The organism is Patiriisocius sp., assembly GCF_051252435.1.
In the GTDB taxonomy this organism is placed as follows: Bacteria; Bacteroidota; Bacteroidia; order Flavobacteriales; family Flavobacteriaceae; genus Patiriisocius.
In genome coordinates this window covers 20,890-34,428 of the sequence record NZ_JBPOFW010000010.1, presented here as the reverse complement: position 1 = coordinate 34,428, position 13,539 = coordinate 20,890, and the positions used below count along the sequence as shown (strand labels likewise).

The following is a 13,539-nucleotide window of genomic DNA, read 5'->3' as shown; positions in this document are numbered from 1 at the left end:
AAAGCTGCGGTGTCTATTATATTGAGTACTTATAATCAGCCGCTTTGGTTGGAAAAATCAATTTGGGGTTTTGAAAACCAATTGGCAAAAGATTTTGAAATCGTTATTGCAGATGATGGCTCAGGGCCAGAAACGAAACAGATGATTGAAAAAATAAAAGCCGAATCAAAATTAAAGATTGTACACGTTTGGCAAGAGGATGATGGATTTCAAAAAACAAGAATTTTAAATAAAGCTATTCAAGCTTCAAGTGGGGAGTATTTAATTTTTAGCGATGGTGATTGTATTCCAAGGGAAGATTTTGTGGCCAAACATTTAAGGAACAGAAAAAAAGGACATTTTTTATCGGGTGGTTATTTTAAGCTTTCCATGGAAATTTCCGAAGCCATTTCAAGAGAAGATGTGGAAAAGCAACGTTGTTTTGATGCAGAATGGCTTATTGAAAACGGCCAAAAGAAGAACTTTAAAATTAATAAATTAACGTCGCAGGGTCTAAAGGAAACTTTCTTAAATACTTTTACGACCACGACTCCCACGTGGGATGGAAATAATGCTTCGGGCTGGCGAGAAGATATATTGGCGGTCAATGGTTTTGACGAACGCATGCAATATGGTGGTGAAGACCGAGAACTGGGCGAACGGCTTTCTAATTACGGAATTCAAGGAATTCAAATACGATATAGTGCTGTGACGGTTCATCTTGACCACGCTCGTGGTTATGTGACAGACAACATGATTTTAAAGAATAAAGAGATTAGAAAAAATACAAGAGTTGAAAATAAAGTTTGGACGGAGTTCGGGATTTTGAAAGGGGAGATGAGAAATGTTGTTTCTCACTAGCGGTACTAGGATAATTTCATTTAACATCATTTATTTTAAAACCTTATTAGAGTTTAGGTTTCGACTGCGCTCAACCGGACATTTTTTTTATTTTCTCGCATACACCCCAACTTTCCAATACCTCAATTCTTCATCTGTGGTTACGGTTTCAAAATCTAACTCTTTTAATACCACACTTTCTTTAAAGAATTCCCAACAACCGTGACCTTCTCTGTAGATGGAAGTAATGATGATACCGTTAAGATTTAAGGCATCAATCATTCGGTCTAATACTTCTTGTTTTTTTGTATCGTGAAAATAGTAGAATGCTTCGTTAAAAACGATGATGTCAAACTTCTGTTCAGGTTGATATGTTATTGCGTCAGCAGTTTCAAAATTTGATTTTGGCAAATTTCTACTTTGGGCTTTTTTAATGGATTCTTTTGAAAAATCTAACCCTAAAAAGTAGCTGTAATCTTTCTCATCCATACGCATTGTAAGAACTCCGTCGCCAGAACCAATATCCAAAATACTTGGGTTATTGTTCCCGTACTTTTTTATAAAATCTACAATTTGCTGATAGCGTTTTAACTCTTTTTCGCTGGCAAGGCTGTCCCAACGTCCGCTCTTATATTGCTTGTCCCAACGCATCTTTCTGCGCCAATGGTGAAATTTATCGAGTATATTCATGGCTGTTTTTTTGCTTGAGAAAGATGATGTTCTAGAAACGGTTTCAGTTTTTTGAGAATCATTTCTGGGGTTAGTTTGTTGTAAAGTTCGTTGGGGTTCTCTTCAATTTTTCGTCGTTCTTCTAAAGTGAAGGTATTGAATAAATCTGGTTTTTCTTCAAGTAAATGAATGGAGTCGTGCGCTTTTCCATCTTCAAAACTACACCAATGTTCTTTGTTTACGTACGGCGAATATATAGTAAATGTAGGCACTTCCAGCGCTTTTGTAATGTGAACGCTACCGCCTTCGTTTGAGACGAGCAAATCACACTGATTTATTAATTTAATAAATCCGCGTATGGTATTTTCATAGATATCAACATTGATTTGGTCTTTGTCCTCGCACATTTCATAAATTTTAATCGCTTCTACTTTTTGGTGCGGGGCATAATTAAATAGAAGTGTAGCACTGTATGTTTTAGTAATGTAATTTATAATCTCTGCGATATAATGATACGGCATTGATTTTTGAGGTGTACTCCCCAACACACCCAGCATAATTACTGGTTTTTTTACTTCGGAAATGGGGTTGTATTTCTTTTCTTCTTGGGTTAGAAAAATCTTTGGTGCGTATTCTGGATTTTGGATTCCGAATACTTCATCAATCATATTAATTCTATCTTCTATTGCTTTTCCGCAGTCTTTGGTACGATGCTCTTTAAAGTTCACGGGATGGGTAAAAAACGGAAGTTTCATTGTCTTGTGCGCGCGTTTAAAACCAATGCGATATTCGGCATTGCTGAAAAGACAAATCAATCTGCTCTGCAATTTTGAATAGGGGTCAAAAATAATATCGAACTTCATATTTCGAATTTTTCGCACCATTTTAAAAAGCTCCAATGGCTTCTTCAAAACTTTTTCTTGTACCGAAATAATATGGTCAATATTAGGATTGTTTTCCAAAACACCCGTGGTGTAATCATAGACAAAATAAGTAATTTTGCTCTGCGGAAATACCTGCTTGATATTATTAGCAATCACCGAAGAGATGAGTACATCACCAATCCTTTTGTTTTGAATTACGAGTATTTGTTTGCGTTCCATTATCTTCGCAAAGTAGCTATTTTTTGAAAAATAATTGACGAGATGATAGCGAGATTTACCAATATATGAAACATAACGTTGTCCTTAATCCAGCATATTCAAATCTCTTAGGGGACATCGTGACCTTGTTGCAGGATTTTGATAATCTAGGCGAATATGTAACAAAAGGAGACCGTAATGTCATAAAAAAAGTTACGGTTAAAGGAGTAACTCTGAACATTAAAAAGTTCAAAACTCCTAATTTTTTTCAAGCACTTGTCTATCAATTTCTTCGGAAAAGTAAAGCAAAACGCTCTTTCGAGTATGCGAGTATACTTACCCAAAAAGGGATTAACACACCATTGCCCATAGCGTTTGTGGAGCAGTTTGGTTTCGGATTAAAAGAAAGTTATTACATCAGCGAACATGTGGAATACGACCTCGACTTTAGGGTGCTCAACCACAATCCTCAATATCCACAGCGCGACGAAATCTTACGCCAAATGGCAGCGTTCACTTTTAAACTGCACGAAAACAACATCAATTTTCTAGACCACTCTCCAGGAAATACACTCATCAAAAAAGGCCCAAACAACACCTTTGATTTTTACCTTATCGACTTAAACCGTATGCGTTTTGAAGTGCTTGATTTAAAGAAACGCATGCATAATTTTAGAAGGCTTTGGCTATCAAAAAAGATGATTAATATAATGGCACCAGTGTATGCTGGGTTAGTAGGTGCTCCCGAAACTGAGGTGCAACAATGGATGTTATTTTATAGTAAAGAATTTCAAGGGAAAGTGAATAGGAAGAAGTTGAGGAGGAGGAAATAGATTTTAATTTAATCGACATTTTTTACTGGTGTACATTCAGAAGGTAAACCCCACTTTCATTCCGCCCCATTTATAACTGCTTCCGGTTACGTATTCCTTGGTAATTATGGCCTGAGAATATTCAAAGAACAATGTCTTTGTTTTTATCACAATTCCATATTTAAATTGCCCCGTAAATCGCTCCACATCGCTTGATGCAATCGTGTAAGGGCTTTTATTATTAAATACGCCACCCTGTAATGTAGCGTCATAACCAATGACGCTTATAATGGGGTTTGCGTAGGCGTAGATTTTAAAGCCATTTCTTTCGCTGGTTGAGGTAAAAGGAGAATTAATAAGTCCTATTGTGGTATTCAATCCCAAAGAACCATTTGTGAATAGCGTTCCAACTTTTGCATTTGCTGTAGCTTGTAATGAAACTAAATTTTTATAATTGATAAGTTGTTTCTCGTAGCCTACTTCATAGTTGAGGACAATATCGTTCTTAATCTGATTCCCCCAACCTAAGGGTGTTTTGTTTCCGGTGGCTTTGTGAATCCCTCGTTGCATTTCTTCCCCAAAAGCTGCGGGCCCTATAAATCCTAGACTAAAGGATGAGGTAAACCTACTTCTCTTTTCAATATCAGTTGCAATAATAAAACTCTTTAGCATAATAGCAGCTGCAAAAGGTCTGTCGCCCACTTGAATTTCGGGGAGTTCATACCGATTAGGAGTATAACCTATATGTTCAACGGCAAGGCCGAAACGAGTTTCAACAGTTTCACTTTTCGGTGTAAAAAATAAATGGTTGAAGGGGTTGGTTTTAAAATAGGGGAGCACCAGTTCAAAGCTATAGCCTTGTGTGTAATTTTCGTCGGTTGCCGCAAAAAAATCATTGTCGTAATTAAACCTAAAATAGCTGTTGCTCTTTATATCTCTATAAGAAGCCAAATTGTCTATTTTTTGTGCAATTGAAATTTCAGTAAATATTATTGAAATGACACAAAGCGCTATGATTTTCCTCATATTAAGTATACGATAGTAAACAATAATCGGTTTTTAACGACAAGTTGAGTATTAACAAAACCTTCACGCCACTTTATTGCAAATACTGCTTTAATTAGTTACTATTATGTGATAAATAAAAACCTAGATAAATATGAATATTAAATTAGCGCAGGCTGAGAAAATAATTTCGGCAGCAAAGGAAAAAGCGAAAGCAATCGATACAAAAATGAACATTGCAGTTGTAGATGCAGGTGCAAATTTAGTAGCTTTTGGTCGTATGGATGGCGCTTGGTTAGGGTCATTGGACATTTCAATAAAAAAAGCAAAAACAGCTCGTTTTTTCGACATGAATACAGGAGACATAGGTGGATTGTCGCAACCGGGAGGTTCACTTTTTAATATAGAACACTCAAATGGTGGTCTGATTACATTTCCTGGCGGAATTCCTTTAAAAAATGGTAAAGGCGAAGTCGTTGGTGCGATTGGCGTGAGCGGAAGTTCCGTTGAGAATGACCATACCGTTGCAGATGCTGGAGCTAAGGCATTATAAAAAATCATTGGTTTTAAAAGAGGATGATTGTTTAAAATCATCCTCTTTTTTATTTAAACATCACACTAAATTACGATAGAAATCAGATAAAATTTAAGATATGAGCAGAGGATTTGTTAAAGAAGATGACCAAGAGGAAATTCCCATTGTGCCACCAAGATCGCATTTGCCTGAGCGCGCTACCAATTATGTAACACAAACGGGAATGAATGAACTTGAAGAGGAAAAACAATCATTGATGGCTAGCAAGGCAGAATTTGATACCACAAATGAAAAGGAAAAGCGTATTGCAATTAACCATATCAATGCCAAATTACAATTATTAAACAACCGTATTGCCACGGCAAAAATTGTAGATTTAGACAAACAATTAAAGGACAAGGTGCTTTTTGGCGCTACGGTAACGTTACGAGTTAATGATGAGAAAAGAACTCAGCAATATCAACTTGTAGGTGTAGATGAAGCTAATATTTCAAAAGGAAAAATTTCTTTTGTTTCTCCCATCGCAAAAATTTTAATTAATAAAAAAGTAGGGGAGAAGGCGGTTTTAAAATTAGCCAATGCGGATAGAATATTTGAAATAGTTAAAATTGATTACAAGTAATTTTGAAAATTCCCCTATTCAATACTACAATTTAGTAAAGATTATTTCACTTACCAACATTGTAGAATCATCCCTGCTTACTTATATTTACAATGGTTAGCAATAGCAAGAGTAGCCATGTTTTTTTTGAAATTTCCTTTAAACAATCCACCAAAATGAAACAATCCCACATCCTTTTTCTAGCTGTTATTTTTTTATTTTCATGTGCTGAAGAAAAGGAAATAAGTTCCTTTAATTCTGAAAATTGGGCAAAACGAGTCATTGATATTACAGCAAAAGACTCATTAGAGTATGGCAAATCGTATCTCTCTATTTATTCTGAAATATATAGCATTTCAGAGCATAGAAAACATGGACTCACCGCAATGGCGAGTTTAAGAAATGTAAGTGATACAGATACTATCTATCTTTTAAAAGCCAAATATTTTGACACGCACGGAGTCCACGTAAGAACCTATTTTGACGAGCCTATCTTTTTGGGACCATTGGAAACAGCAGATATTATAATTGACGAACTCGACGTTACTGGCGGCACAGGGTCAAACTTTATTTTTGAGTGGAAAACTCCAAAAGATTGTCCAGAACCACTTTTTGAAGGTGTTATGAATTCCACCAAAGGACAACAAGGTTTATCATTTACAACCCAAGGAATTCGGATAAAATGATTACATACCTAACCACTTTATTTTTTGTTTTTGCCGTAATAGATCCAATTGGTTCTATTCCTGTCTATCTTGAAGCCACGAAGGAATTTGATAAAGTCCATAAAAGAAAAATTGCTATCAGGGCATCTGTCATAGCGTTTTTCATCCTTCTATTTTTTATTGTCATCGGTCAGTTAATTTTAGAGGGAATGAAGGTTTCTTTAGATGCTTTTCAAATTTCTGGTGGTGTAATTCTCTTTCTCTTTGCGCTAACAATGATTTTTGGCGATGGAAAACCTGAAGAAGAGAAAAGCCACATTACAGACTATAAGCACGTTACTATTTTCCCTATTGCTATTCCTTCCATTGCATCTCCAGGCGCAATAATGGCGGTAGTTTTATTGACAGACAATCATATTTATACCATTCAACAACAAAGTATTACTACATTATTAGTGCTGATTGTAATTGGTTTGACTTGCTTGATCTTATTGGTAGCGAACAAGCTTCAGGAAAGAATAGGGGATTATGGAATCACCGTCATCAGTAAAATAATGGGTTTAATACTTGCTTCATATGCTGTACAAAGCATACTAACAGGAATTAGCGGTTATTTCTTAAGCTGAAATTTTAGATTGTTTAAAATTTCAGAATTTAATGTTTTTTCTTTTTTAAAATTTTTGCAGTAGCTGCAATTTTTCTATTTACAAACTTCCACTAACATTATTTTGATTGTCCAATGCATTGCGGAAAAGTAACTGTTTTGAGAAATAAAATAATTAAAGCGCAAGTATCTTTTAATTTATGTGTTTTCTTCAATTTCAATTTTAAATGATAGGTTCTTTGCTTAATCATTTTCTTTCGGATAAGAGTTCTTATTTGTATACACTGATTCATTTAAACAATTTTAAATCATTAACAGGAAAATTGGTGATTCTTATCATTGACAAAAAATTATTTTCTTTAAAAATGTTAAAATAAAATGTTTTTAAACGATTTTTAATGCTTTTAAACCGATTTTGATTATATTTGTAATTAATTATTCTTACAAATGCCTTCAATATAGATTTGTGTGATCTTAGTTATTAACCAATGGGTTTTAGTATTAAAAGGTGTAGAGATAAAGATTAAAAATTTAGAAAATGGATTTTATAAAGAATAAAAGTTTAGTGTTGTTTATCACAGTTTTCTCGTTGATATCCTGTAGTAAAGTAGATTTAGTTATAGATGATGTGAATGAGATGTCTTTTGAGGACGATTACATTGAATCTATACCTACAATCGAATCGAATCCGCTATTTGAATTTTCAACGCCACCTATTGATCTTTTGGGAATAGATGCTTTATTCATAAGCGATATTCCTTATGATGAGTTTGATAAAACAAGGTTTGATTTTTTCATGCCAAATAGTCCGACCCCAACAGGATTGGCGATATTTATTCATGGGGGCGGATTTGTAGCTGGAGATAAAAATTTTATTTATAACCCCTCTAATGCGGCTGGAGTTCTTAACCTTCTAGAGAATAATATAGCAGTGGCTTCTATCAATTATAGATTACTAGATCAGGAATTTGAGACAGATGGAGTTCTTAAACCTTTAAACGATGCTAAACGAGCAGTGCAGTTTATAAAACATGTACATAATGAGTTAAATATTGATAAGGAAAATATTGTACTTTATGGTAGCTCAGCGGGTGCCGGAATTTCATTATGGTTAGGAGTTCATGACGATTTTATAGATGAAAATAATGAAGATCCGGTTTTAACGGAAAGTTCAAGAGTAAAAGGTGTAAGTTTAGGAGGAGTGCAAGCCAGCTACAATATTGAAAGTCGATGGCCAACTGAAGTGTTAGAGGAATTCAATACAACATGGGAAGATCTCATTATAAATTTTGGTACGGAAAAGTTTTTTCAATTTTATGGAGTTCAAACTATTGAAGAATACAACAGTCCTGAAATAGAAAGATATAGAAAAGATGTAGATATGCTTGCTATGTTCTCTACGGATGACCCAGAAATTTGGGTTGAAAATACATATTATGAAAATACGGAGCCACAAACATTAAACAGTTTAGTACATCATCCATATCATGCAAAAATAATTAAGGAATATGCAGACGCTGTAGGTATCTCAAACGTTACTTATTATGGAAACCCAATAATTTATAGTGACCCAAGCAATGAAGGTTATATTGATTTTATCATTAGAAAGATAAATGAATAGCCATATTTATTTTTACTCAACGTTTCCGAATCATAAACTCCCCATTCAGCAATTGATGTAAGGACTGGGGTCAACGTTGATGCTTGTACAGCAGGGATATTCTTTTGCGTGTATGGTGTGCAATTTCCGCTTTAATTAACAAAAGATTAGTACTATACCTAACAGCTATTATTGCTAGGCTAGGGCACTATACTTAATTTTGCTATTGTAAAAAATATAGTTAGAAATAAACATATGAGTTTTCTACAATCAATGCAAAAACGTTATACCACAAAAAAGTATAAGAGTGAGAAAAAATTAAGTGATATACAGCTCGAAGAACTCAAACAGATCCTTAGGCTAACACCTTCTTCGATAAACAGCCAGCCTTGGAAATTTACGTTTGTAAGTGATTCTGAAATCAAACAAAAATTATCCAAAGTATCAAAGATGAACACGCAGAAAGTTATTGACTGTGATACCGTAATCGTTTTCAGCCGAATCGATGATTTAGATATTTTTGAAAATCAAATTCAAAGAGAACTACCCCAAGGAGCAGTTGATTATTTTAGAGATAAGGTAAGGTCTAAATCTGATGCTGAAACAAAAAAATGGATGGATAATCAAGTCTACATAGCTCTAGGAATACTACTAAGCGCCTGTGCCGAAATGGGAATAGACTCAACCCCAATGGAAGGTATTGAACCAGAAGAGTACAATAGAATTTTAAATAATAAAAATCACCATGTGCTTGCGGCGGTGGCAGTAGGTTATAGAGATGAAGATGATGCTAATCAGCCTTCAAAAAAGCCAAAATCAAGAAGAACGCTATCCGATGTTATTGAGGTAATTTAAGGTTTCGACAATAGTATATTGAATTTAAAATAAAAAAAAGCAGACTAGAAATAATCTTAGTCTGCTTTTTCTTTTCATCAATAGTTCGGTTTAAACAGCCACGCCATACTCGCGCAGTGCATCATTCAAAGATGTCTTTTTATTTGTACTCTCTTTTCTTTTGCCAATGATCAATGCACAAGGTACTTGATATTCGCCAGCTGGAAATTTCTTCGTATAACTACCAGGAATAACTACAGACCTTGCAGGAATAACCCCTTTGGTTTCAACGGGAGTATCTCCCGTAACATCAATTATTTTAGTACTCATAGTCAATACAACGTTTGCGCCAAGTACCGCTTCTTTTTCAACGCGGACTCCTTCAACAACAATACACCTTGATCCTATAAAAGCGCCATCCTCAATAATTACGGGTGCGGCTTGCAGAGGCTCTAAAACACCACCAATTCCCACACCACCACTAAGGTGTACATTTTTACCAATCTGCGCACAACTGCCCACTGTTGCCCACGTATCCACCATAGTTCCCTCGTCCACATACGCACCAATATTTACATAACTAGGCATCATGATTACACCTTTTGAAATGTAAGCTCCGTGTCTAGCGACGGCATTTGGTACTACTCTAATTCCTTTAGCTTCATAGCCTCTTTTCAACGGAATTTTATCATGATATTCAAAAATACCCGCTTCGAGTGTTTCCATTTTCTGGATTGGGAAGTAAAGTACAATTCCTTTTTTTACCCATTCATTTACTTGCCAGCCGTTAGCGGTGGGTTCGGCGCAACGTAGTGTACCAGCGTCACAAAGCGCAACCACTTCTCTAATTGCTGCTATAGTCTTCGCATCGCTCAATAACGAGCGGTCGTCCCACGCTTTTTCAATAATATTTTGTAAGTTTTTCATCTATTTCTATATTTTGTATCTGCACTTCGGAAATATGCTGCGCCGTTACAATGACTGAATTCAAATCAATATTCAGAATAATGCGCATCATAAAAAAAGTCTATCGTCCACCGACTAAAGACTAGTAATTAAAAACAAAGATAACAACCCCAATCATTCCCTGCATACATTTTTAGCATACTAATCTGTAAACCCTTATTTTTGCCAAAATTATGGCGCGCATTTTAGCAATCGATTATGGGACAAAACGCACGGGAATAGCCGTTACAGATGAGTTGCAACTCATTGCCAGCGGATTGACAACAGTTGAAACCCATAAATTAATGCCTTTTCTAAAAGATTATTTTAGTAACGAAACCGTTGAGTCTGTCGTCATTGGAGAGCCAACGCAAAAAGATGGAACGGCAAGTGGTGTGGAGGTAAATATTCAAAACTTTATAAAAGGTTTTGAGCAGAAATTTCCGAAGATAATTTTAAAGAGAGTCAATGAACGCTATACCAGTAAAATGGCATTTCAATCAATGATTGATGGTGGCTTGACAAAAAAACAGAGAAAAAATAAAGCGCTCGTTGATGAAATTAGTGCGACAATAATTTTACAAGAATTCTTGTATAATAAGTAAATTGTAGAAAATGATATTACCCATTGTAGCTTACGGCGACCCAATTTTAAGAAAAGAATGTGAAGATATTTCAAAGGATTATCCTAACTTGGAAGCGCTCCTTGAAAATATGTACGAAACCATGTATGCTGCAAAAGGAGTAGGATTGGCGGCGCCGCAAATTGGATTGCCCATTCGTTTATTTCTTGTTGATGCTACACCTTTTAGTGATGATGAGGATTTGAGCGAAGCAGAACAAAAGCAAGTTTCAGAATTTAGAAAAACATTTATCAATGCCACCATCCTTGAGGAAAGTGGTGATGAATGGGCTTTTAATGAAGGTTGTTTAAGCATTCCAGACGTGCGAGAGGATGTTTTTCGCCAATCTGATATTAAGATTGAATACTTTGACGAAAACTTTAAAAAGCATACAGAGTCGTATTCAGGAATCATTGCTCGCATCATTCAACATGAGTACGACCATATTCAAGGAGTGTTGTTTACAGACAAACTTTCACCATTAAAAAAGAGATTAATCAAAGGGAAATTGACTAACATTAGCAAGGGTAAAACGAGCATCGATTACAGAATGCGCTATCCAAATGCTAAAAAGAAACGTTAAACAATTGCATATCACAAATATTCAAAACATATTTGCACCCTTAATTTTAAATAATATATTGACTTTATGAGCTTAGAAAAAGTTTTATCAATTGCAGGAAAGCCAGGATTATACAAATTAACAACTCAAACTAGAAACGGTTTCTTAGCAGAATCCCTTCTAGATGGAAAGCGAATCAATGTGAGTGCGAGACACAACGTAAGTTTACTTTCTGAAATCGCAATTTACACCTTAACCGAAGAAGTGCCGTTGAGAGTAGTTTTTGAAAAGATTGCTAAAAAAGAGGACGGAAAAGAATCAATCAGCCATAAAGTTCCAAAAATTGAATTAGAAGAATATTTCTTCGGAATTTTGCCAGATTATGATGAAGAGCGTGTGTATGCAAGTGACATCAAAAAAGTGGTGCAATGGTACAATCTTTTAGTCAAAAATGGTATGACAGATTTTTCTGAAGCTGAAGAAGCAGTCAAAGAAGAAGTAAAAGAAAAACTAACTCCAACGCAAAGAGAGGCAATAACGGGAGCTGCTAAAACTGCTCCGTCAAAAGCGGGAAGTAAGTCAACCGCTAAAAAAGGAGCAACGGCAAAAAGTACTGCCGCAAGAAAAAAATAATCTTTTAAAATTATCTTTCAAAAGCTGTCCGAGAAGGCAGCTTTTGTTGTTTAATAAATTGTGATAAAAGAAAGGTGCTGAGGTTTAATTTCAGCGTTTCTTCCGCTATTTTTATAAAAACCATTAACCATTTCAATGAATTCACGCAAACAACAACTCGCAGCTTTTGACCGCTTACTTACAATTATGGATCAATTGCGTGAGCAGTGTCCTTGGGATAAAAAGCAAACCATGGAAACCTTACGTCACTTGACCATCGAGGAAACCTACGAGTTAGGCGATGCGATACTAGAGAATGATTTAGCTGAGGTGAAAGGCGAATTGGGTGATTTGCTATTGCATATCGTGTTTTATGCTAAAATTGGCAGCGAGACCAACGATTTTGATATTGCCGATGTTGCCAATCAAATTTGCGAAAAATTAATCTCTAGACATCCACATATTTATGGTGATGTTGAGGTTGTAGACGAGGAAGAAGTAAAGCGAAATTGGGAAAATTTAAAACTAAAAGAAGGAAAAACAAGCGTACTTCAAGGAGTTCCTAAATCACTTCCAGCATTAGTAAAAGCAAATAGAATTCAAGATAAAGTGGCTGGAGTAGGGTTTGATTGGGAAGAACCACAACAGGTTTTTGAAAAATTACAGGAAGAATTAGCAGAGCTTCAAGTTGAGGTCGAGGCAAACGACAAAGAAAAAATGGAAGCCGAATTTGGTGATGTCCTCTTCTCAATGATCAATTATGCCCGTTTCTTAAAGATTGACCCTGAAAACGCATTAGAAAGAACAAACAAAAAGTTTATAAAACGATTTCAGTATTTAGAGGAAAAGGCAAAGTCTTTGAATAAAAACTTAAAGGATATGACACTTGCTGAAATGGATTTATTTTGGGAAGAAGCGAAGAAAATTTAATTATAGAAAATCAAATAATCTTTTTCGATTTTTAATTCACTAAAACCTACTTTTTCCTTTATCCATTCAAGACTTTCGGGCGTGTAGAAAATAATGTGGGTACTATCGTTTTTGTAAAACCAATTGGCAAATTTATCTTTTGAAGGGAGCAAAGAAGTTTTACAAATTAGCCGACCATTTTTGTTCAATAACGATTTCAGCAAATGAAATTCTTTCAGCGGATTATTAAAATGTTCCATCACTTCGCAGCAAACGATATAATCATATGTTTCACTTAAAACGGATGTGTCCGGATGAAAAAATGGGTCGTAAAGTTTAATGCTGTAACCAATTTCAGAGAGCATTTTAGCGATTACAGGACCTGTCCCTGCCCCAAAGTCTAATCCATTGGAGGAAGCGTTGAAATTAGATTTTATACTATTAACAATAGGTGTAACGAATAATTGGTATCCTGTATCATTTACATTATTGTTATGACTCAAATAGCGCTCTTTCTCCGCTTCTTCGGAAATATGAAACTCACAAGGAACCGAAACTACACCACAGGAATCGCAAGAAACAAATTCGCGAGCCTTATGGTTAGCGTAGTGTTTAGTACTTTGATTCTTGCAGAGTAAACATTGATAGGATTTCATTGTATG

At 35.3% G+C, this 13,539-nt stretch carries 17 protein-coding genes; 12 read left to right on the top strand and 5 right to left on the bottom strand.

Features of this window, described 5'->3' with window-relative positions; all coding sequences use genetic code 11:
- Positions 1-9 precede the first annotated feature (9 nt).
- Positions 10-840, top strand: a complete 831-nt coding sequence (locus ACSHW7_RS15360) for a glycosyltransferase family 2 protein (RefSeq protein WP_435680277.1) — start codon at positions 10-12, stop codon at positions 838-840.
- Positions 841-927: 87 nt separating this feature from the next.
- On the opposite strand, the gene ACSHW7_RS15355 is transcribed toward ACSHW7_RS15360, so the two are convergent.
- Positions 928-1,509 carry a class I SAM-dependent methyltransferase gene (locus ACSHW7_RS15355; protein ID WP_435680252.1) on the bottom strand — a complete coding sequence of 194 codons (582 nt, stop codon included), beginning with the start codon at positions 1,507-1,509 and terminating at the stop codon, positions 928-930.
- Positions 1,506-2,591 carry a glycosyltransferase family 9 protein gene (locus tag ACSHW7_RS15350; RefSeq protein ID WP_435680251.1) on the bottom strand — a complete coding sequence of 362 codons (1,086 nt, stop codon included), beginning with the start codon at positions 2,589-2,591 and terminating at the stop codon, positions 1,506-1,508. Before ACSHW7_RS15350 ends, ACSHW7_RS15355 begins: the two co-directional genes overlap by 4 nt.
- A 65-nt stretch (positions 2,592-2,656) precedes the next feature.
- Here ACSHW7_RS15350 and ACSHW7_RS15345 point away from each other — a divergent pair, with 65 nt between their 5' ends.
- A complete protein-coding gene (locus ACSHW7_RS15345; protein ID WP_435680250.1) occupies positions 2,657-3,403 on the top strand; it encodes a lipopolysaccharide kinase InaA family protein in 747 nt (248 codons plus the stop codon).
- A gap of 36 nt (positions 3,404-3,439) precedes the next feature.
- On the opposite strand, the gene ACSHW7_RS15340 is transcribed toward ACSHW7_RS15345, so the two are convergent.
- A complete protein-coding gene (locus ACSHW7_RS15340; RefSeq protein WP_435680249.1) occupies positions 3,440-4,408 on the bottom strand; it encodes a lipid A deacylase LpxR family protein in 969 nt (322 codons plus the stop codon).
- Positions 4,409-4,541: 133 nt separating this feature from the next.
- Here ACSHW7_RS15340 and ACSHW7_RS15335 point away from each other — a divergent pair, with 133 nt between their 5' ends.
- The 6 genes from ACSHW7_RS15335 (at position 4,542) to ACSHW7_RS15310 (ending at position 9,247) form a co-directional block, all read left to right on the top strand.
- Entirely contained in the window at positions 4,542-4,940 is a 399-nt protein-coding gene (locus ACSHW7_RS15335) for a GlcG/HbpS family heme-binding protein (RefSeq protein WP_435680248.1), read from the top strand.
- A gap of 100 nt (positions 4,941-5,040) precedes the next feature.
- Entirely contained in the window at positions 5,041-5,544 is a 504-nt protein-coding gene (locus tag ACSHW7_RS15330; protein ID WP_435680247.1) for a GreA/GreB family elongation factor, read from the top strand.
- Between the two features lie 155 nt (positions 5,545-5,699).
- Entirely contained in the window at positions 5,700-6,209 is a 510-nt protein-coding gene (locus ACSHW7_RS15325) for a DUF3124 domain-containing protein (protein ID WP_435680246.1), read from the top strand.
- Positions 6,206-6,814: a MarC family protein gene (locus tag ACSHW7_RS15320; RefSeq protein ID WP_435680245.1), complete on the top strand. Its 609-nt coding sequence runs from the start codon at positions 6,206-6,208 to the stop codon at positions 6,812-6,814. The genes ACSHW7_RS15325 and ACSHW7_RS15320 overlap by 4 nt, the downstream gene beginning before the upstream one ends.
- Positions 6,815-7,357: 543 nt before the next feature.
- On the top strand, positions 7,358-8,413 hold the full coding sequence (locus ACSHW7_RS15315; RefSeq protein WP_435680244.1) for an alpha/beta hydrolase fold domain-containing protein: 1,056 nt from the start codon (positions 7,358-7,360) through the stop codon (positions 8,411-8,413).
- A 234-nt stretch (positions 8,414-8,647) separates the two neighbouring features.
- Positions 8,648-9,247, top strand: coding sequence for an NAD(P)H-dependent oxidoreductase (locus ACSHW7_RS15310; protein WP_435680243.1), 600 nt, complete (start codon positions 8,648-8,650; stop codon positions 9,245-9,247).
- Between the two features lie 90 nt (positions 9,248-9,337).
- Here ACSHW7_RS15310 and ACSHW7_RS15305 read toward each other — a convergent pair whose 3' ends face one another.
- Positions 9,338-10,153 (bottom strand): 2,3,4,5-tetrahydropyridine-2,6-dicarboxylate N-succinyltransferase, encoded by an 816-nt coding sequence (locus ACSHW7_RS15305; RefSeq protein WP_435680242.1) that lies wholly within the window; start codon positions 10,151-10,153, stop codon positions 9,338-9,340.
- Between the two features lie 212 nt (positions 10,154-10,365).
- On the opposite strand from ACSHW7_RS15305, the gene ruvX reads away from it, so the two are divergent.
- The 4 genes from ruvX (at position 10,366) to mazG (ending at position 12,898) form a co-directional block, all read left to right on the top strand.
- Entirely contained in the window at positions 10,366-10,776 is a 411-nt protein-coding gene (ruvX, locus tag ACSHW7_RS15300; RefSeq protein ID WP_435680241.1) for a Holliday junction resolvase RuvX, read from the top strand.
- A gap of 10 nt (positions 10,777-10,786) precedes the next feature.
- On the top strand, positions 10,787-11,377 hold the full coding sequence (gene def, locus ACSHW7_RS15295; RefSeq protein WP_435680240.1) for a peptide deformylase: 591 nt from the start codon (positions 10,787-10,789) through the stop codon (positions 11,375-11,377).
- Positions 11,378-11,443: 66 nt separating this feature from the next.
- Positions 11,444-11,989, top strand: coding sequence for a DUF5606 family protein (locus tag ACSHW7_RS15290; protein WP_435680239.1), 546 nt, complete (start codon positions 11,444-11,446; stop codon positions 11,987-11,989).
- Positions 11,990-12,124: 135 nt separating this feature from the next.
- The gene (gene mazG / locus ACSHW7_RS15285; RefSeq protein ID WP_435680238.1) at positions 12,125-12,898 is read left to right on the top strand and encodes a nucleoside triphosphate pyrophosphohydrolase; all 774 of its coding nucleotides are present in this window, start codon (positions 12,125-12,127) and stop codon (positions 12,896-12,898) included.
- On the opposite strand, the gene ACSHW7_RS15280 is transcribed toward mazG, so the two are convergent.
- The gene (locus tag ACSHW7_RS15280) at positions 12,895-13,533 is read right to left on the bottom strand and encodes a class I SAM-dependent methyltransferase (protein ID WP_435680237.1); all 639 of its coding nucleotides are present in this window, start codon (positions 13,531-13,533) and stop codon (positions 12,895-12,897) included. The two genes, mazG and ACSHW7_RS15280, sit on opposite strands and share 4 nt — an antisense overlap.
- Positions 13,534-13,539: the final 6 nt, after the last annotated feature.